The following is a 15,917-nucleotide window of genomic DNA, read 5'->3' as shown; positions in this document are numbered from 1 at the left end:
GCTTTTTCACCACAGCGCCGCGTTTCACGCTGCATTGCAAAAAACGGATTTGCGGCCATACTTTAGCCATGCCGATGAATTACCGATTGACATCAATCTCCCGGAGAAACTGACGATGGCGCAGGCTTCCAAACCTTCTATCGCATTGGTGCTGGGCGGCGGTGCCCCCAATGCCACCCTGATGGCCGGCGCGCTGGTGGCGTTGGCCGAAGCCGGGGTGGAATTCGACATCGTCTCGGCCTCCGGCGCCGGTGCCATCGTCGGCCTGCTGTACGCCGCGCCCAGACAGGGCGACGCCATCGCGGCGCTGAGCAAGCTGGCCGACATGGGCGTATCCGACCCGCTCTACAAGCTCTTTCCGATCAATTACAAGGTGTTCAACAAGCCCGGCCAGCTGGCGGATGCCTGGCGCGCCCTGCAGGGGCGCAATCCGCTGCTGCAGGCCATTCAGCAACAGGCCGACGATGGGCCGGCGCAGCGGCTGCTGGCGGACTGGACCGGGCTGCTGCTGGCCACGCTATGCCCAAGCGATCTGAACACCGACAGCCAGGGCCTGTGCGCGCATGTGCCATTCATCGAACAGGTTGTCGATTTCGCCAAACTGAAGGATTTTCAGCCGGCCTTCTACCTCAACGCTTACAACATCACCCATGGCCACATGCGTTGCTGGGACAAACACGAAATCACTCACGACCACTTCCTGGCGGCGCTGTCCTTCCCGTTCATCTATCCGCCGTACAAGCTGGATGACGGCGACTATATCGAAGGCGCGGCCATCGACACGCTGAACTTCAAGCGGCTGTTCGAGCTGCATCCGCACATCGACTACACCATCGTGTTCGACGTGCTCGGCAGCAGCCGGCTGCTGCACCCGCCGCGCGACCTGTATGATGCCTGGGTGCAGTCCATCATCGCGCCGCTGACCGCCATCGCCCGCGACGACCTGCGGCTGTTCGAGGCGCTGCACAACCGCGATGCAAACGGGCGTCCGCGCACCGAACTGATCCGAATCAATTTCGACGCCCATATCAGCCAGGAAGGCCACCGCGAAGAGCTGGATTGGTCCTACTCCAATCTGGCCAGGCTATATCAAGCCGGCTACCAGTCAGGCAAAGACGCCTGTCGGCAGTATGGACGGCAGTTGGGCCTGTAAAATCGGCCAGCGGTAGCCTGCATCTGTCCCGGCCATACTGAAGCTTCGCCGCGGCCCGCGCGCCAGGCGGACCCCATCGAATCATCCTGCCAGGAGACCGCCATGGCCTTTCCCACCGCAGTCAACAATCAAATCACCGATGCCGTCACCCAAGCCAATGTCAAAGTGGCGGGGGATGCCCCGGCCATGGCGATCGGAAACCTCTACCAGTCCCTCGCCCACTCCACAGGCATCGTGTTCGAAAACGCCGTCTCGTCGCAGCAGCAGCTCGCCATCGCGGGCCAAGCCGGCAGCAACCAGGGCGTGATCCAGATCTACAGCGTGGGCATAGACTCCCAGGCCCTCGGCCCCATGGATGCGGCCGAGATAGAAGCGCTGATCCAGCAGCTCAAATCCGAATAGGCATGCGCCAAATGTGAAAAAGGGCTGCCATGTCTGGCAGCCCTTTCGTTTCGATCCAGCGCGCTGGCCCGATCAATACCACTCGATGCCTGGTTTCTCGGTGCTGATGATGGTGCCGGCCTCGCCCTTGACGATCCTCTCGATGTCTTCCAGCGCGCCGATGACCGCGCGCTTGCCGGTCAGGCGGGCGAACTCGCAGGCAGCCTCCACCTTCGGCCCCATGGAGCCGGCGGCAAAGCCGAGCTTGTCCATCTCGTCCGGATGCGCCTGACGGATGGCCTTGGCCTCCGGCGTGCCCCAGCCGACGAACACGCTTTTCACGTCGGTGGCGATCACGAAGTAATCCGCGTCGATCTCCCGCGCCAGCAGCGCCGAGGCCAGGTCTTTGTCGATCACCGCTTCCACGCCGACCAGCTTGTCGCCCTCGTACATGGTGGGGATGCCGCCGCCGCCGGCGGCGATCACCACTACGCCTTTTTCGATCAGCCACTTGATCGGGCGCATTTCGAAAATGCGCTTCGGTTTCGGGCTCGGCACCACGCGGCGGTAATACTGGCCGTCAGCCTTCACGCTCCAGCCCTTTTCCGCGGCCAGCTTATCGGCCTCTTCCTTGGAGTAGACCGGGCCGACGAACTTGGTCGGATTCTTGAACGCCGGATCATTGGCGTCCACTTCAGTCTGGGTCAGGATGGTGGCGATGGGCACTTCGAAGGGCAGCACATTGCCCAACTCCTGTTCCACCATATAGCCGATCATGCCCTCGGTCTGCGCGCCCAGCACATCCAGCGGATACGGCGTCACCGTGTCATCCACGTGACGGGCGTAGGCATCGTTCTGCAGGCCCAAAAGGCCCACTTGCGGCCCGTTGCCGTGGCACATCACCAGGTTATGTCCCAGCCGGGTGACGGCGGCCAGTTGCTCGGCCGCCACTTTGACGTTGGCGCGCTGGTTATCCGCGGTCATGGCCTCGCCACGACGTTGCAGGGCGTTGCCGCCCAAAGCTACGACGACTCGCATAAATCTTCCTTCCGAATACTGTCAACGAAACCGGCCAAGGGCTCCGGTCAGGAGGCCTTGGCCGGTTGATGTGTGATCGGGCCGGACTTCGCCGGCCCAAGCCCAGGCTTAGTCGCCCAGCGTAGCCACCAGAATGGCCTTGATGGTATGCATGCGGTTTTCCGCCTGTTCGAAGGCGATGCAAGCTTCGCTCTCGAACACGTCCTCGGTCACCTCGATGCCGTTGGCCAGTTCCGGGTACTGCGCGGCGATTTCCTTGCCTACCTTGGTTTCGCTGTTGTGGTAAGCCGGCAGGCAGTGCATGAACTTCACTTGCGGGTTTTCCGCGGCGGCCATCAACGCGCTGTTGACCTGGTACGGCTTCAGCAGACGGATGCGTTCGGCCCAGACTTCTGCCGGCTCACCCATGGACACCCAGACGTCGGTGTGGATGAAGTCGGTGCCCTTGACGGCTTCCTTGGCATCTTCGGTCAGCGTGATGCGGGCGCCGGTGCGCTTGGCGATCTCGCGGCACTCGGCCACCAGTTGGTCGGTCGGCCACAGGTGCTTGGGCGCGCCGATGCGGACGTCCATGCCCAGCTTGGAGCCGATCACCAGCAGCGAGTTGCCCATATTGTTGCGGGCGTCGCCCAGATAGGTGTAGCTGATCTGAGAGATGGGCTTGTCGGTGTTTTCCCACATGGTCAGCACGTCGGCCAGCATCTGGGTCGGGTGCCATTCGTCGGTCAGGCCGTTGTAAACCGGCACGCCGGCAAACTTGGCCAGCTCGTTCTCCACCATGTCCTGGTCGAAGCCGCGGTATTCGATCGCATCGTACATGCGGCCCAGCACGCGGGCGGTGTCTTTCATCGACTCCTTGATGCCGATTTGCGAACCGGACGGCCCAAGGTAGGTCACGTTGGCACCTTGGTCGTAGCAGGCCACTTCAAAGGCGCAGCGGGTGCGGGTGGAGGTTTTTTCAAAGATCAGAGCAACGTTCTTGCCCTTAAGGTGCTGCTGCTCGGTGCCGGTATATTTGGCGCGTTTCAGGTCGCGGGCCAGGTCCAGCATGTAACGGATTTCACGCGGGGTGAAGTCCAGCATTCTCAGGAAGTTACGGTTGCGCAGATTGAAAGCCATGATATTGCTCCTGATTAGAGTCTGGGCAAGCCGGCCGTCGCTCCCGGGGGAGCCGGCGGTCAACCTGTCTTATTGCACACAAACGGTATGAATTTTTCCGTCCCGGCCGGACCTGCCGGCCGGGGATGACAGCCTTACAGCTTCACTTCGTCGCGGATGATCGGGCAGGTCATGCAGTGGCCGCCGCCGCGGCCGCGGCCCAGCTCGGAAGCCGGAATCTCGATCACTTCCACGCCGTGCTCGCGCATCAGGCGGTTGGTATAGGTGTTGCGGTCGTAAGCCACCACCACGCGGCGGTCCAGCGCCACGACGTTGTTGCCGTCGTCCCACTGCTCGCGCTCGCGCTGGTAGGCGTCGCCGCCGGTCTGGATGACGCGGATTTCCTTCAAGCCCAGTGCCTGGCGCACCACTTCCACCAGTTTGACGCCTTCATGGCGCTCGAAGCGGATCTCGCCTTCGCGGTCGCCGGCATAGATGCTGGTGCAGGTGACTTCGTCGACCACGTCCGGGAACACCGACAGCAGATCGATGTCGAGGAAGCTGAACACGGTGTCCAGGTGCATCGCCGCGCGGGACTTCGGCATCTGGCAGGCGATGACGCGCTTGGCGCCGCCTTCCTTATGCAACACGCGCTTGGCCACTTGCACCACGGCTTGCGGGCTGGTGCGCTCGCCCATGCCGATCAGCACCACGCCGTTGCCGATGGGCATCACGTCGCCGCCTTCCAGCGTGGCCGGGCCGTGATCGGTGTCGCAACCGCCCCACCATACATTCACCTTGCCGGCGAACATCGGGTGGAATTGATAGATGGATTGCAGCACCAGCGTTTCCTGGCGGCGCGCCGGCCAGTACATCGGGTTCAGCGTCACGCCTTCGTAAATCCAGCAAGACGGGTCGCGCTGGAACAGGCTGTTCGGGATCGGAGGCAGCACGAAATCGGAACGGTCCAGGTAGCCGCCGAACAGGCCTTTCGGGTCGAACGGCAATTCAAACTTGGCGATGCCGCCCACCATGTGATCAGCCAGTTGGGACGAAGGCATTTCGTTCAGCCAGCTGCGCAGATCCTGCAGCATGCCGATACCCACGTTGTCGGCCTTGATTTTGCGGTCCAGTATCCAGTTGCGGGCCGCCTTGTCGTCCAGCACCTTGGCCAGCGCATCGTGCACTTCAACCACCTCGATGCCGCGGGCGCGCATCTGTTCGACCATGTAGGCGTGGTCCTTCTGCGCGCGCTCCACCCAGATCACGTCATCAAACAGCAGATCGTGGCAGTTGTCCGGAGTCAGGCGCTTATGGGCGAGTCCGGGACGACACACCATCACGGTTCGCAGCTTGCCACACTCAGAATGAACACCAAACTTGGTCATAACGATACTCCTTGAGTCTTGTTTGACTTCAGGGGCGGGCTATCCGCCCCCACGACTGGTTTCGAAATCTTTCGCTTACAGACCGATCTGACCGACCGCCAGCATGTAGACGGCGATCACCGCCAGGACCACCACGATGGCAGCCAGCACGGCTTCGATCAGGTTGAACGGCTTCTGGCCCTGCTCTTTCTTGGCCCACAGGTAGAACAGCAGGCCCGGCGCGTACAGCACCATGGACAGGAACAGGTACTTGGGACCGGCGGCGTAGATCAGCCAGGCGCCATACACAGTGGCCAGCGCGGCGGTCCAGAATTCCTTGGCGGTGCTTTCGCCCTGGGCGTAGCCCTCGCCGCGCTTGGCCACCAGCAGCGAGTAGCCGGCGCACAGCAGGTAAGGAATCAGGATCATCGAAGTAGCCAGCGACAGCAGCGCCAGGTAGCCGGCCGAGCTCTTCAGCGTGATCAGCAGGAACAGCTGGATCAGGCCATTGGTCAGCCACAGCGAGGCGGCCGGGGTTTCATTGGCGTTGAGGGTGCCGAACACCTTGGGCATCACGCCGTCCTTGCCGGCGAGGTAAGGCGCTTCCGCGGCCAGCAGGGTCCAGGCCAGCAAGGCACCGCCGACCGAAATCACCAGACCGGCGTTCATCAGGTTGGCGCCGAAGGTGCCGAAGGCCTTTTGCAGCACATAGGCGGTGGACGGGTTCTTCAGGGCGGCCAGTTCCGGCTGGGTCATCACGCCCAGCGACAACACCGACACGGCGACCAAGAGCGCGATGGTCAGCAGGAAGCCGATCACGGTCGCCTTGCCCACGTCCTTCATGCTTTCGGCGCGGCCGGAGAACATCGAAGCGCCTTCGATGCCGATGAATACCCATACCGTCACCAGCATGGTGCTCTTCACCTGATCGACGATGGTGCCGAGCTTGGCGTTGCCCCAGAAGTCCAGATTAAAGGTATCGACCTTGAAGGCGAACACGATCAACACGATGAACAAGGCCAGCGGCACCAGCTTGGCCACCGTGGTGACGGTGTTGATGAAGGCCGCGCCATGCACGCCGCGCAGCACTAGGAAGTGCAGACACCACAGCACCACGGAGGCGCAGATGATGGCGGTGGGCGTGTTGCCGTCGCCGAAGGCCGGAATCCAGAAGCCCAGGGCCGAGAACATCACCACAAAGTACGACACATTACCGATCCAGGCGGAAATCCAGTAACCCCAGGCCGAGTTGAAGCCCATATAGTCACCGAAACCCTCCTTGGCATAACCGTAGACGCCGCCCGACACCTCCGGTTTGCGCGAGGCCAGCATCTGGAACACAAAAGCCAACGCCAGCATGCCGACGAAGGTGATGGCCCAGCCTATCAGGATGGCCCCGGCGCCGGCGCCGGCCGCCATGTTCTGCGGCAGCGAGAAGATGCCGCCGCCTATCATCGAGCCGACGACCAGCGCCGTCAGCGCGCCTAGCTTCAGCCTGGGTGATCCGCCCTCGGCTACGCCGGCTTGGCTTACAGTTTCAGTAGACATTTTCATTCTCCGATCAGGGATGTAAACCGTTATTCATTATTAAATTCTTATCATCTGAAATTATGGTATACCGCGTTAATTCAGGGTCTCCAGACGAGTCGTCGGCTCGATTGACTTACATCAAGCGCTCATGATGGACAAAATGCCGACCTACAGCGGATGCGACTAAAGCTTGCAACAAGGCGTCATGCGATACGGCGAAAAGTCATAAAAACAGCGGCCGGCTCAGCAACAACATTCAAGATAGAAAGTCTGAATGGAAAAAAAAGGCGGGATGGCGGACAACATGATCCAGCGCAAAAACTGCGGAAAATTTACAAATCAATCATGGACTTGAAGGATAGCAGGCGCGCTCCCGCGCGACAGGAGAAAAAAAAGCGGATACGGCCCACCACCGTATCCGCCAACACACACATCAAGAGGAAATGCCAAAACTACGGGAATGAATCCTTACTTGCCCGGCTTGTTGATGTTCTTGAAGATCACCCAAACCGCGCCGATCACTACCAGCGTAGCCACCACTATCGTCAACAGACTGAGGCGGCCCACATCGTCCGATACCATCAGGGTCAGCAGCTCCATCGTGTTCTCCTCGCAGGTTCTGCGCCTTAGCGCCCTTGCCAACGACATAATAACCACTTTGTCGATGTTGAAATTGACCCATGTCAATCCGATGCATCCTGGCATGACAAACAAAAAGCCCCAGGTCCATGCCTGGGGCTTTTCATATACAGATCAGCAGCTTGTCTACTTTCCGCCGCCCATATCCTTGGCCAGGAAGAAGGCATCGGAAAAGAACTCATCCTCCGGCAAGCCGCGCTCACGCGTGAAGGTGCCATGCGCCGCCTCCACCATCACCGGCGCGCCGCAGGCGTACACCTGATGACCGGACAGATCGGAGAAGTCTTCCAGCACCGCCTGGTGCACAAAGTCGGTGCGGCCCGTCCAGTTGTCTTCCGGCAAGGCTTCCGACAGCACCGGGATATATTGGATGTGCGGATGAGCGGCGGCCCAGCCTTCGGCCAATTCCGCCATGTACAAATCCGCCTTGGTGCGGGCGCCCCAGTAGAAAGTCATCGGTCGGGTGATACCATGCTGGATGGCATGCTCGATGATGCCCTTGACCGGCGCGAAGCCGGTGCCGCTGGCGATGAAGATGATGGGCTTGTCAGACTCTTCGCGCAGGAAGAACGAACCCATCGGCCCCTTGAAGCGCATGATCTCGCGCTCCTTCATCTCATGGAACACATACTCGGAGAACGAGCCGCCCGGCTGATGGCGTATATGCAGCTCCAGGAAAGCATCGTCGTGCGGCGCGTTGGCGATGGAGAAGCTGCGCTTCTTGCCATCCTTCATCAAAATATCAATGTATTGGCCGGCGCGGAACTGCAGACGCTCCGACACCGGTAGCTTCAGCTTCAGCACCGCCACGTCGTGGATTTTCTCGATTTTTTCCACGCGGCACGGCAGCGTCTTGATCTGAATGTCGCCCATGCCGGTCACTTCGCGCACCTCGATGCTGACGTCGCCCTGCGGCCGCGCGCAGCAGAACAAAGCCATGCCCTGGGCCTGCTCGGCCGAGGTCAAGGCCTTTTCCTGGAAACCGTCCTGGCTGACCTCGCCTTCCACGACTTTGCCTTTGCAAGCGCCGCAAGCGCCGTCGCGACAGCCGTATGGCAGGCCCACGCCCTGACGCAGGGCGGCCTCAAGAATCGTTTCGTGCGCTTCCACACCGAATGTATGCCCGCTCGGGAGCACTTTCACCTGGCAAGTCATGTCGTATCTCAATCCTGAATTCTGGCTAAAATGCACACCATGCGTACCTTGCTCATCATAGGCGCCGGCGATGTCGCCCGGCGCGCCATGCCGCTGCTGCGCGGCCACTGGCGGGTGCTGGCGCTATGCCGCTCCGCCGATGCAGCCTCGCGCTGGCGCGCGCTGGGCACCGTGCCGCTGCATGCCGATCTGGACAACCACGCCAGCCTGGCTCGTCTGGCCGGGCTGGCCGATGCCGCCTTGCTGTGCGCGCCGCCGCCCGGCCATGGCCGGACCGACCCGCGCACGCGCAAGTTATTGTACGCGCTGGCAAAAGCGGACAGCATACCACAGCAATGGGTGTACATCAGCACCAGCGGCGTGTATGGCGACGCCTCAGGCCGCTGGCTGGATGAGACCGCGGCGCTGCGGCCGCGCAACGAGCGCGCCTGGCGACGGGCCGACGCCGAAACGGTCTTGCGCCGCTTCGCCATCCGTCATGGCTGCGCGCTGACCATCCTGCGCGCGCCCGGCATCTACGCCGACGACAGGCTGCCGCTGTCGCGCCTGTTCAATCAAACGCCGTTGATAGCGGACGCCGAAGACAGCTGGAGCAACCACATCCACGCCGACGACCTGGCGCGGCTGTGCGTGGCGGCCCTGTCCCGCCGCCACGGCATCCGCGTCTATAACGCCTGCGATGCGTTGCCGCTGCCGGTCAGCCGCTGGTATCGGGCGCTGGCCGAAACGCTGGACCTGCCCTGCCCGCCGCAGCTGCCGCGCGAGGCGGTCAAGGCCAGCGTTTCGCCGCAGCAATGGTCTTTTCTGGGCGAGTCGCGCCGGCTGGACAACCGCCGGGTCCTGCGCGAGCTTGGCGTCGCGCTGCGCTGGCCCAGCGTGCTGGATTACCTGGCGGCATTGCGACAAGATCCGGCCCGGCGCGCGGCAATACTCGCAAGCCAAGCCGAGATTCGGTAACATCGCGGTTTTTTTGAGTTTTCAGCAGGCCAGCAAAATGGAAAATCCGGATTTCAAACGCTCGATCCGCAGCTTTGTGCTGCGGCAGGGCCATTTGTCCACGGCACAGCAGCGCGCCATGGACGAAGGCATGCCCAAATGGGGCATTGAGTACCGCCCCGAGGCGATCGACCTGGAACAGGCCTTCGGCCGCGCCGCGCCGAAAATCCTGGAAATCGGCTTCGGCATGGGCGGCGCCACCGCCGAAATCGCCGCCGCCAATCCGGACAAGGACTACCTGGGCATAGAAGTGCACGGCCCCGGCGTCGGCAATCTGTGCAAGCTGATCGCTGAAAAAGAGCTGACCAATCTGCGGCTGATGCGCCACGACGCGGTGGAAGTGCTGGACAATATGCTGCCTGACGGCTGCCTGGACGGCGTGCATATTTTCTTCCCGGACCCGTGGCATAAAAAACGCCACAACAAACGCCGTCTGATCCAGTCGCCCCTGGTGGCCAAACTGGCCAGCAAGCTGAAGCCCGGCGGCTACTTCCACGCGGCGACAGACTGGGAAGACTACGCCATCCAGATTCTGGAAGTGCTGAACGGCAACGCCAATCTGGAAAACACCGCCGACGGCTATGCGCCGCGCCCGGACTACCGCCCGCTGACCAAGTTCGAAGCGCGCGGCATCAAGCTGGGCCACGGCGTGTGGGATGTGATCTTCCGCCGCAAATAAGCCAGCCCAGAACCGCTCCACACCGACCCGCCGACGCGGGTCGTTTGCGTTTTGCGCGGCCTATCGCGCCAGCAGCGCTTTGATGTCCTCCACCAGTTCATGCGGCTCCACCGCCGGTTCGTAGCGCTTCACCACCCTGCCGCGTCCATCGATCAGAAACTTGGTGAAGTTCCATTTGACCGGATGCGGATGATCAGAATCGGCCTGGGTAAGCCAGCGCCACAGAGGATGGGCGGCTTCGCCATTGACTTCCAACTTGGCGAACAGCGGAAAGCTCACGCCGAAACGTCCCTGGCAGAAGGCGACGATTTCCTCCTCGCCGCCCGGCTCCTGGCCGCCAAACTGATTGCAAGGGAAACCGAGCACGCTGAAACCCTGACCGGAAAAATAATCGTGCAGCTCCTGCAGGCCGGCATATTGCCGGGTATAGCCGCATTCGCTGGCGGTATTCACCAACAAGGCCACGGTGCCCGCATAGGCGGAAAGCGCCTGTTCGGCGCCGTCCGCCCGCTTCGCGCTAAAATCGTAGAGCGTGGTCATGGCATCCTCCGTCCCGTATAATGCCGCAGCCTGCAAGGCAGCCGCCTGCGACCCTGATTCCTGAGCCGGATGCCGCGACGCGCCCGCGCCGCCATCCGCCCCGTTACCGCCCGAGGTCTTCACCGATGTTGTTCAACCCCAGCCGCCAGGACGCCCGCCGTTTCTTCTTCGACACCTGGAGCAAGTCCAAGTCCGGCCAGCCCTTGTCCGATCTGGAACAAATCGTCCTATCCATTCTTATAGACCACCCGGAGTATCATCCCATCCTGGAAAATCCGGATGCCTTCATGGAGCAAGAGTGGACGCCGGACATGGGGGAGACCAATCCCTTCCTGCATCTGGGCCTGCACGTGGCCATCGCCGAGCAGCGCTCCATCGATCAACCCTTCGGCATCCGCGCCTTGTATGCCCAGCTGGCGCTGCGCCATGGCGACGAACACCGCGCCCAGCATGAGTTGATGGAGTGCCTGGGCGAGATGATCTGGCATGCCCAGCGCTATGGCGGCGGGCCGGATGTCAATCGCTATATATCCTGCGTGCGCGGCAAACTGGGCATGGGCGAAGAAGAGCAGCCGCGGGTCAATCCCAACGATATCCCGGATTAAAGCCTGCGCGCCGCTTAACGTCCAACTCGCATCAACAGGCTCAAAGCCTCACCGTCACACAAGACGGTTGGCCGGTTCGCCGCGGACAAAGGCCTCGATGTTGTCCACCAGCTGCGCCGCCAGCCGGCCCATCGCCTCGCCGCTGGCCCAGCCGACGTGCGGCGTGACGATCAGATTCGGCAACCTGGCCTTCAACAGCGGATTGTCCGGCGCGGGCGGCTCCACGCTCAGCACGTCGAAGCCGGCGCCCCCGAGTTGGCCGTACTTCAGGGCGGCCACCAGATCGGCCTCGTCCACCAGGCCGCCGCGGGCGGTATTGATCAGGATGGCGCCCGGCTTCATCGCCATCAGCTCCGGCTGGGCGATCATGCCGCGCGTCTCGTCGGTCAAGGGGCAATGCAGCGAGATCACGTCGGCGCGCGCCAGCACCTCGCCGAACGGCACCCGCCCCTCCCTCGCCTGCGCCAAGCCTTTGCGCTCGGCAAACAGCACCTCCATGCTGAAGGCCCGCGCCATGCCCGCCAGCTGGCTACCGATGCCGCCGGAGCCGACAATGCCCAGCACCGCGCCGCGCATCTCGCGGATGGGCGCGCCGAAATGGCAGAACTGCTTGGCCTGGCTCCATACGCCGGCGGCGACATCGCGCTGGTAGGCCGGCAGATTCTTCATCAGCGCCAGCATCAGCGTCAGCGCGTGTTCGGCGACGGTATGGTCGCCATAGTGGCGGATATTGCACACCGCGACGCCGCGCTCGCGGCAGGCTTCCAGATCGACATGGTTGTAGCCGGTGGCAGCGATGGCGATCAGCTTCAGACGCGGCAGCCGGGCGATGGTCTCGCGCGACAGCGGCACCTTGTTGCTGATGACGATATCGGCCTCGATCGCGTGATCGACGATCTGCTCAAGCGAAGTGGCGGGATAGTCTCGGCAATGGGCGGGAAAGCTGAAAACGGGAACCGGGACAGGCAGGCTGTCCCGGTCAAGAAACACGACGTTGTGGGTCATTGCGTGGCGGTCATCGCTCGAAGGTGATCAAATCCCGATAGGCATGCCAGCTGGCCAGCGCCAGCACCGGCATGATGATGATCAGGCCCAGATAATAGGTGGCGAAACCCACCACCGTCATCGCCACAATGATAGCGGCCCACACGCCCATCGTCAGCACATTGCGATACACCGTGCGCACGCTGGCGATCATGGCGGTGACGGTATCCACATCCTTGTCCAGCAACAGCGGTATCGACACCACGCTGACCGAGAACACCAGTTGGGCGAACAGGAAGCCGACGGCGAAATAGGCGATCAGGAATTCCAGATTGTCGGCGTTGAAGGAGTCGGCGACGATCTCGTTCAGATTCGGCAGCGCGGCGGTGTCGTAGAACAGCGCGAACATCAATAAAGACACGCGAAACCAACCAAACACCAACACGGCCAGCAGCACGGCGTACAGGCTGAAACCGGGCATATTGACGCGCCAGGAGGTCACGCTGTGCAGCAGCTTGACCCGGCCGTGGCCATCAAACGCCTCCATCTGCTTGGCGATGTCGTACAGGCCGATGGCCAGAAACGGGCCGGCGAGCAGGAAAATGGTGGCGAAAGTGATGACCAATTCCGGCGCCTGATCGACATAAGCGCCCAGCAGATACGCCATCAGCACGAATATCGCGCCGTAGAACAGGCAATCGGCAGGGGCTTTCTGGAAGTCGCGGAAACCCTTGCGCAACCACTGCAGGGTTTGCGCCGGCTCCACCTTGCGCGGCACCGGGCGCACCTGTGGCGTTTCGTGATCATGATCGTGATGTAGCACATCCATGGCACACCCCCTTGGGTTGCATAAAGATTACAGGCAACGAGGCCTGAATTTCGTTATATGCCAAGCACGGGAAAACACAAAGCCGGCGGCCGGCTGCTACAATCGCCGCGTTGCAACCATTTGCGTGAAGGAATCAGCATGAGCGAATTGATCATCGAAGAACTGGCCCTCGGCGAAGGCGCCGAAGCCGTGGCCGGGCAGGAAGTCACCGTGCATTACACCGGCTGGCTGACCGACGGCACCAAGTTCGACTCCAGCAAGGATCGCATGCAGCCGTTCAGCTTTCCGCTGGGCGCCGGTTACGTGATCAAGGGTTGGGACCAGGGCGTGCAGGGCATGAAAGTCGGCGGCAAGCGCAAGCTGACCATCCCGTCCGAACTCGGTTACGGCGCGCGCGGCGCCGGCGGCGTGATCCCGCCGCACGCCACGCTGGTATTCGAAGTGGAGCTGCTGCAGGTGGGCTGAGCCACGGCGCAGCCGGCAAAAAGGCCATCTCCAAGGAGATGGCCTTTTTCTTTGGCGCGAAGATGTGCTTACTTTTTGACGCAAGCCATGCGGCGGCGGCGGTACCACACGAAGCCCACTCCCAGCAGCAGCAAGGCGACTACGCTCAGGATGCCGGCCTGGCCTCTATGCACCATCATCATCAGCCAATCGCGGTTGGCCGCGCCGTAGTAGCCCAGATAGACCCATACCGGCACCGAGATCAGCGCGGCGAAGCCATCCATCAACAGGAAGCGCCAATAAGGCACGCGGCGGGTCATGCCGGCCGTGATGAAGATGGGGGAACGCAGCCCCGGCAGGAAGCGGGCGACAAACAGCACCCAGTTGCCGTATTTCTCGAATTTTTCCTGCACCGCCTCGAAGCGCTCCTGCGTCAGGATGCGGGCGATGGGTTTGAAGCGCAGCACTTTTTGCCCAAAGATGCGGCCGGCCATGAACATGCAGCCGTCGCCGACCAGCACGCCGGCCATGCCGACCACGAACATATAGTGCACATTGGTGTAACCCAGGCCGGAAATCACGCCGCCGGCAACCAGGGTGATGTCTTCCGGAATCGGCACGCCAAACCCGCAAACCAGCAGCACCGCGAACACGGCGACATATCCGTAGCCGGTGAAGAAGTCTAAAAGTATCTGCAGAGTATCCATCGTTATTCCGTCTGTCGGCGATCAAGTCAGGGCGACATGGCGGCGGCAGGTCGGCTAAAGTCCAAGCACGGGGGTGTATAATAGCACACCTCCCCTTCACGCTTTCTTGACATGACTCGTCCTATCCGGCTGGAAATCTCCCTCTCGGCCATTCGCCACAATTTTCTGTTTACCCGCCAGCATGCCCAAGCCCACCACCTGTTCGCCGTGATCAAGGCCGACGCCTACGGCCATGGTGTATTGGACACAGCAAAGACGTTGGCCGACCTGGCCGACGGTTTTGCCCTGCTCAATCTCGAAGACGCGGCCCGCTTGCGCGACGCCGGCATCGATCAGCCCATCGTATTGCTGGAAGGTCCGTTCGACGCGGCCGAAGCCGCGGCGATGGGCGGCTACCGCATCGGCGGCGCCGTCCATTCACAAGAACAGATAGCCTGGCTGGCCAAAGGTTCCGCCGAACGCCCGGTCGAGGCGTGGCTGAAGGTCAACAGCGGCATGAATCGGCTGGGTTTCCGTCCGCAACAGGCCCACGACGCGCTGGCGAGCTTGCGCGCCCTGCCCATGGTCCGCCCCGCGGCGATCATGACCCACTTCGCCACCGCCGACGATGATTACGGCGTGGCCGAGCAATGGGCCAACTTCGCGCCCGTCGCCGCGCAGAGCGGCCTGCCGGTCAGCGCCGCCAACTCGGCCGCCCTGCTGCGCCATCCGCACACCCACGGCGACATCGGCCGTCCCGGCATCGTGCTGTACGGCGCCTCGCCGTTCGAGGACGCCACCGGCGCCGAGCTTGGCCTGAAGCCGGCGATGACGTTGTCCGCCGACATCATAGGCGTGCAGCAGCTGCAAGCCGGCGATGCCGTCGGCTATGGCCGCCGCTTCATCGCCGACCGCCCCATGCGCATCGGCATCGCCGCCTGCGGCTACGCCGACGGCTACCCGCGCATCGCCGCCAACGGCACGCCTGTGGCCGTGGATGGCCAGGCCAGCGCCACCGTCGGCCGGGTATCGATGGACATGCTGGCAGTCGACCTGAGCCGCCTGCCGCAAGCCGGCATCGGCAGCCGCGTCGAACTGTGGGGCCCTCAAGTGCCGATTGAAAAAGTGGCCGCCTGTGCTGGCACCATCAGCTACGAGCTGATGAGCGCGGTCATGCCGCGGGTGCCTCGGCTGTTGAAGGATTGAACCGGCGCAAGATCAAAAAAATGCCAAGCTTCACAGCTTGGCATTTTTTTGACGAGATGGGCAACGATCAGACCACGACCGCCTCGATCGCCTTGGCGATGGCGCTGGCCCAAGTGTCGGCCAGGATCTTGTCGTCGGCTTCCACCATCACGCGCACCACCGGTTCGGTGCCGGACGGACGCAAGACGACGCGGCCGCGGCCATGCAGCGCGGCCTCGGCTTCAGCCAACGGCGCGGCGGCGGCGGCCTTCCAGTCGTAACCGTTATGGCGTACATTGATCAGCGTCTGCGGAAAGGGCTGCCAGTCGGCACAGATCTCGGCCAGGCTCATGCCCAGTTGCTGCACCGCGGCCAACACCTGCAGGCTGGAAATGATGCCGTCGCCGGTGCTGTGCTTGTCCAGGCACAGGATATGGCCGGAGGCCTCGCCGCCGACCTGCCAGCCGTCGGCATGCAGCATTTCCAGCACATAGCGGTCGCCCACCTTGGCGCGGCCGAACGGCACGCCTTGCTTCTGCAGCGCCAGTTCCATCGCCATATTGGTCATCACCGTGCCGACGACGCCGCCCTTCAGCGCGCCGCAGGCC

The 15,917-nt window shown here is 62.4% G+C and carries 17 protein-coding genes and 1 pseudogene; 7 read left to right on the top strand and 11 right to left on the bottom strand.

Annotation, left to right across the window (positions count from 1 at the left end; all coding sequences use genetic code 11):
- The first annotated feature begins 115 nt into the window (after positions 1 to 115).
- Both JHD59_RS14140 and JHD59_RS14135 read left to right on the top strand, forming a co-directional pair.
- Positions 116 to 1,153, top strand: coding sequence for a patatin-like phospholipase family protein (locus JHD59_RS14140; protein WP_199154708.1), 1,038 nt, complete (start codon positions 116 to 118; stop codon positions 1,151 to 1,153).
- A 102-nt stretch (positions 1,154 to 1,255) separates the two neighbouring features.
- The gene (locus JHD59_RS14135; RefSeq protein WP_199154707.1) at positions 1,256 to 1,555 is read left to right on the top strand and encodes a RebB family R body protein; all 300 of its coding nucleotides are present in this window, start codon (positions 1,256 to 1,258) and stop codon (positions 1,553 to 1,555) included.
- A 72-nt stretch (positions 1,556 to 1,627) separates the two neighbouring features.
- Here the strand turns inward: JHD59_RS14135 and arcC are convergent, their stop codons facing one another.
- The 6 genes from arcC to JHD59_RS14105 all read right to left on the bottom strand — a co-directional run bounded on the left by arcC (position 1,628) and on the right by JHD59_RS14105 (position 8,349).
- Positions 1,628 to 2,572 (bottom strand): carbamate kinase, encoded by a 945-nt coding sequence (gene arcC, locus JHD59_RS14130; protein WP_103316563.1) that lies wholly within the window; start codon positions 2,570 to 2,572, stop codon positions 1,628 to 1,630.
- Between the two features lie 108 nt (positions 2,573 to 2,680).
- Entirely contained in the window at positions 2,681 to 3,691 is a 1,011-nt protein-coding gene (locus tag JHD59_RS14125; protein WP_103316562.1) for an ornithine carbamoyltransferase, read from the bottom strand.
- 134 nt (positions 3,692 to 3,825) lie between these two features.
- Complete coding sequence (locus JHD59_RS14120) at positions 3,826 to 5,058, bottom strand: arginine deiminase (RefSeq protein ID WP_103316560.1); 1,233 nt, start codon at positions 5,056 to 5,058, stop codon at positions 3,826 to 3,828.
- A gap of 75 nt (positions 5,059 to 5,133) precedes the next feature.
- A complete protein-coding gene (arcD, locus tag JHD59_RS14115; protein WP_199154706.1) occupies positions 5,134 to 6,585 on the bottom strand; it encodes an arginine-ornithine antiporter in 1,452 nt (483 codons plus the stop codon).
- Between the two features lie 450 nt (positions 6,586 to 7,035).
- Positions 7,036 to 7,167: a DUF3149 domain-containing protein gene (locus tag JHD59_RS14110; RefSeq protein WP_103316558.1), complete on the bottom strand. Its 132-nt coding sequence runs from the start codon at positions 7,165 to 7,167 to the stop codon at positions 7,036 to 7,038.
- 165 nt (positions 7,168 to 7,332) lie between these two features.
- Positions 7,333 to 8,349, bottom strand: a complete 1,017-nt coding sequence (locus JHD59_RS14105) for a CDP-6-deoxy-delta-3,4-glucoseen reductase (RefSeq protein WP_368671591.1) — start codon at positions 8,347 to 8,349, stop codon at positions 7,333 to 7,335.
- A gap of 51 nt (positions 8,350 to 8,400) precedes the next feature.
- Between JHD59_RS14105 and JHD59_RS14100 the strand changes: the two genes are divergently transcribed.
- Both JHD59_RS14100 and trmB read left to right on the top strand, forming a co-directional pair.
- Positions 8,401 to 9,318, top strand: coding sequence for an NAD(P)H-binding protein (locus JHD59_RS14100; RefSeq protein WP_199154704.1), 918 nt, complete (start codon positions 8,401 to 8,403; stop codon positions 9,316 to 9,318).
- 37 nt (positions 9,319 to 9,355) lie between these two features.
- Positions 9,356 to 10,036 (top strand): tRNA (guanosine(46)-N7)-methyltransferase TrmB, encoded by a 681-nt coding sequence (trmB, locus tag JHD59_RS14095; protein WP_199154703.1) that lies wholly within the window; start codon positions 9,356 to 9,358, stop codon positions 10,034 to 10,036.
- Positions 10,037 to 10,096: 60 nt separating this feature from the next.
- Here trmB and JHD59_RS14090 read toward each other — a convergent pair whose 3' ends face one another.
- Positions 10,097 to 10,576 (bottom strand): glutathione peroxidase, encoded by a 480-nt coding sequence (locus JHD59_RS14090; RefSeq protein WP_199154702.1) that lies wholly within the window; start codon positions 10,574 to 10,576, stop codon positions 10,097 to 10,099.
- A gap of 125 nt (positions 10,577 to 10,701) precedes the next feature.
- On the opposite strand from JHD59_RS14090, the gene JHD59_RS14085 reads away from it, so the two are divergent.
- Positions 10,702 to 11,181: a DUF1841 family protein gene (locus tag JHD59_RS14085; protein WP_199154701.1), complete on the top strand. Its 480-nt coding sequence runs from the start codon at positions 10,702 to 10,704 to the stop codon at positions 11,179 to 11,181.
- A gap of 54 nt (positions 11,182 to 11,235) precedes the next feature.
- On the opposite strand, the gene JHD59_RS14080 is transcribed toward JHD59_RS14085, so the two are convergent.
- Positions 11,236 to 12,186, bottom strand: coding sequence for a D-2-hydroxyacid dehydrogenase (locus tag JHD59_RS14080; protein ID WP_199154700.1), 951 nt, complete (start codon positions 12,184 to 12,186; stop codon positions 11,236 to 11,238).
- Positions 12,187 to 12,196: 10 nt separating this feature from the next.
- Positions 12,197 to 12,994, bottom strand: coding sequence for a DUF2189 domain-containing protein (locus JHD59_RS14075; RefSeq protein WP_199154699.1), 798 nt, complete (start codon positions 12,992 to 12,994; stop codon positions 12,197 to 12,199).
- A 138-nt stretch (positions 12,995 to 13,132) separates the two neighbouring features.
- Between JHD59_RS14075 and JHD59_RS14070 the strand changes: the two genes are divergently transcribed.
- Positions 13,133 to 13,459 (top strand): FKBP-type peptidyl-prolyl cis-trans isomerase, encoded by a 327-nt coding sequence (locus JHD59_RS14070; RefSeq protein ID WP_071109163.1) that lies wholly within the window; start codon positions 13,133 to 13,135, stop codon positions 13,457 to 13,459.
- A gap of 68 nt (positions 13,460 to 13,527) precedes the next feature.
- Here the strand turns inward: JHD59_RS14070 and JHD59_RS14065 are convergent, their stop codons facing one another.
- Positions 13,528 to 14,145: a DedA family protein gene (locus tag JHD59_RS14065; RefSeq protein ID WP_103316547.1), complete on the bottom strand. Its 618-nt coding sequence runs from the start codon at positions 14,143 to 14,145 to the stop codon at positions 13,528 to 13,530.
- A 111-nt stretch (positions 14,146 to 14,256) separates the two neighbouring features.
- Here JHD59_RS14065 and alr point away from each other — a divergent pair, with 111 nt between their 5' ends.
- Positions 14,257 to 15,330, top strand: a complete 1,074-nt coding sequence (gene alr, locus JHD59_RS14060; protein WP_199154698.1) for an alanine racemase — start codon at positions 14,257 to 14,259, stop codon at positions 15,328 to 15,330.
- Between the two features lie 67 nt (positions 15,331 to 15,397).
- Here alr and glmM read toward each other — a convergent pair.
- A pseudogene (glmM, locus tag JHD59_RS14055) lies at positions 15,398 to 15,917 on the bottom strand (phosphoglucosamine mutase); the annotation flags it as partial.

Origin of the sequence: Chromobacterium sp. ASV23, assembly GCF_016428945.1 — a bacterium.
GTDB classification, from domain to species: Bacteria; Pseudomonadota; Gammaproteobacteria; order Burkholderiales; family Chromobacteriaceae; genus Chromobacterium; species Chromobacterium sinusclupearum.
The sequence above is the reverse complement of the archived record's forward strand: the minus strand, read 5'-3'. Positions and strand labels throughout refer to the sequence as shown.

Excerpts from the sequence above, each read along its gene's own strand:
- JHD59_RS14140 (WP_199154708.1), top strand. The coding sequence starts at position 116 with ATGGCGCAGGCTTCCAAACCTTCTATCGCATTGGTGCTGGGCGGCGGT.
- JHD59_RS14135 (WP_199154707.1), top strand. The coding sequence starts at position 1,256 with ATGGCCTTTCCCACCGCAGTCAACAATCAAATCACCGATGCCGTCACC.
- arcC (WP_103316563.1), bottom strand. The coding sequence starts at position 2,572 with ATGCGAGTCGTCGTAGCTTTGGGCGGCAACGCCCTGCAACGTCGTGGC.
- JHD59_RS14125 (WP_103316562.1), bottom strand. The coding sequence starts at position 3,691 with ATGGCTTTCAATCTGCGCAACCGTAACTTCCTGAGAATGCTGGACTTC.
- JHD59_RS14120 (WP_103316560.1), bottom strand. The coding sequence starts at position 5,058 with ATGACCAAGTTTGGTGTTCATTCTGAGTGTGGCAAGCTGCGAACCGTG.
- arcD (WP_199154706.1), bottom strand. The coding sequence starts at position 6,585 with ATGTCTACTGAAACTGTAAGCCAAGCCGGCGTAGCCGAGGGCGGATCA.
- JHD59_RS14110 (WP_103316558.1), bottom strand. The coding sequence starts at position 7,167 with ATGGAGCTGCTGACCCTGATGGTATCGGACGATGTGGGCCGCCTCAGT.
- JHD59_RS14100 (WP_199154704.1), top strand. The coding sequence starts at position 8,401 with ATGCGTACCTTGCTCATCATAGGCGCCGGCGATGTCGCCCGGCGCGCC.
- trmB (WP_199154703.1), top strand. The coding sequence starts at position 9,356 with ATGGAAAATCCGGATTTCAAACGCTCGATCCGCAGCTTTGTGCTGCGG.
- JHD59_RS14090 (WP_199154702.1), bottom strand. The coding sequence starts at position 10,576 with ATGACCACGCTCTACGATTTTAGCGCGAAGCGGGCGGACGGCGCCGAA.
- JHD59_RS14085 (WP_199154701.1), top strand. The coding sequence starts at position 10,702 with ATGTTGTTCAACCCCAGCCGCCAGGACGCCCGCCGTTTCTTCTTCGAC.
- JHD59_RS14080 (WP_199154700.1), bottom strand. The coding sequence starts at position 12,186 with ATGACCCACAACGTCGTGTTTCTTGACCGGGACAGCCTGCCTGTCCCG.
- JHD59_RS14075 (WP_199154699.1), bottom strand. The coding sequence starts at position 12,994 with ATGGATGTGCTACATCACGATCATGATCACGAAACGCCACAGGTGCGC.
- JHD59_RS14070 (WP_071109163.1), top strand. The coding sequence starts at position 13,133 with ATGAGCGAATTGATCATCGAAGAACTGGCCCTCGGCGAAGGCGCCGAA.
- JHD59_RS14065 (WP_103316547.1), bottom strand. The coding sequence starts at position 14,145 with ATGGATACTCTGCAGATACTTTTAGACTTCTTCACCGGCTACGGATAT.
- alr (WP_199154698.1), top strand. The coding sequence starts at position 14,257 with ATGACTCGTCCTATCCGGCTGGAAATCTCCCTCTCGGCCATTCGCCAC.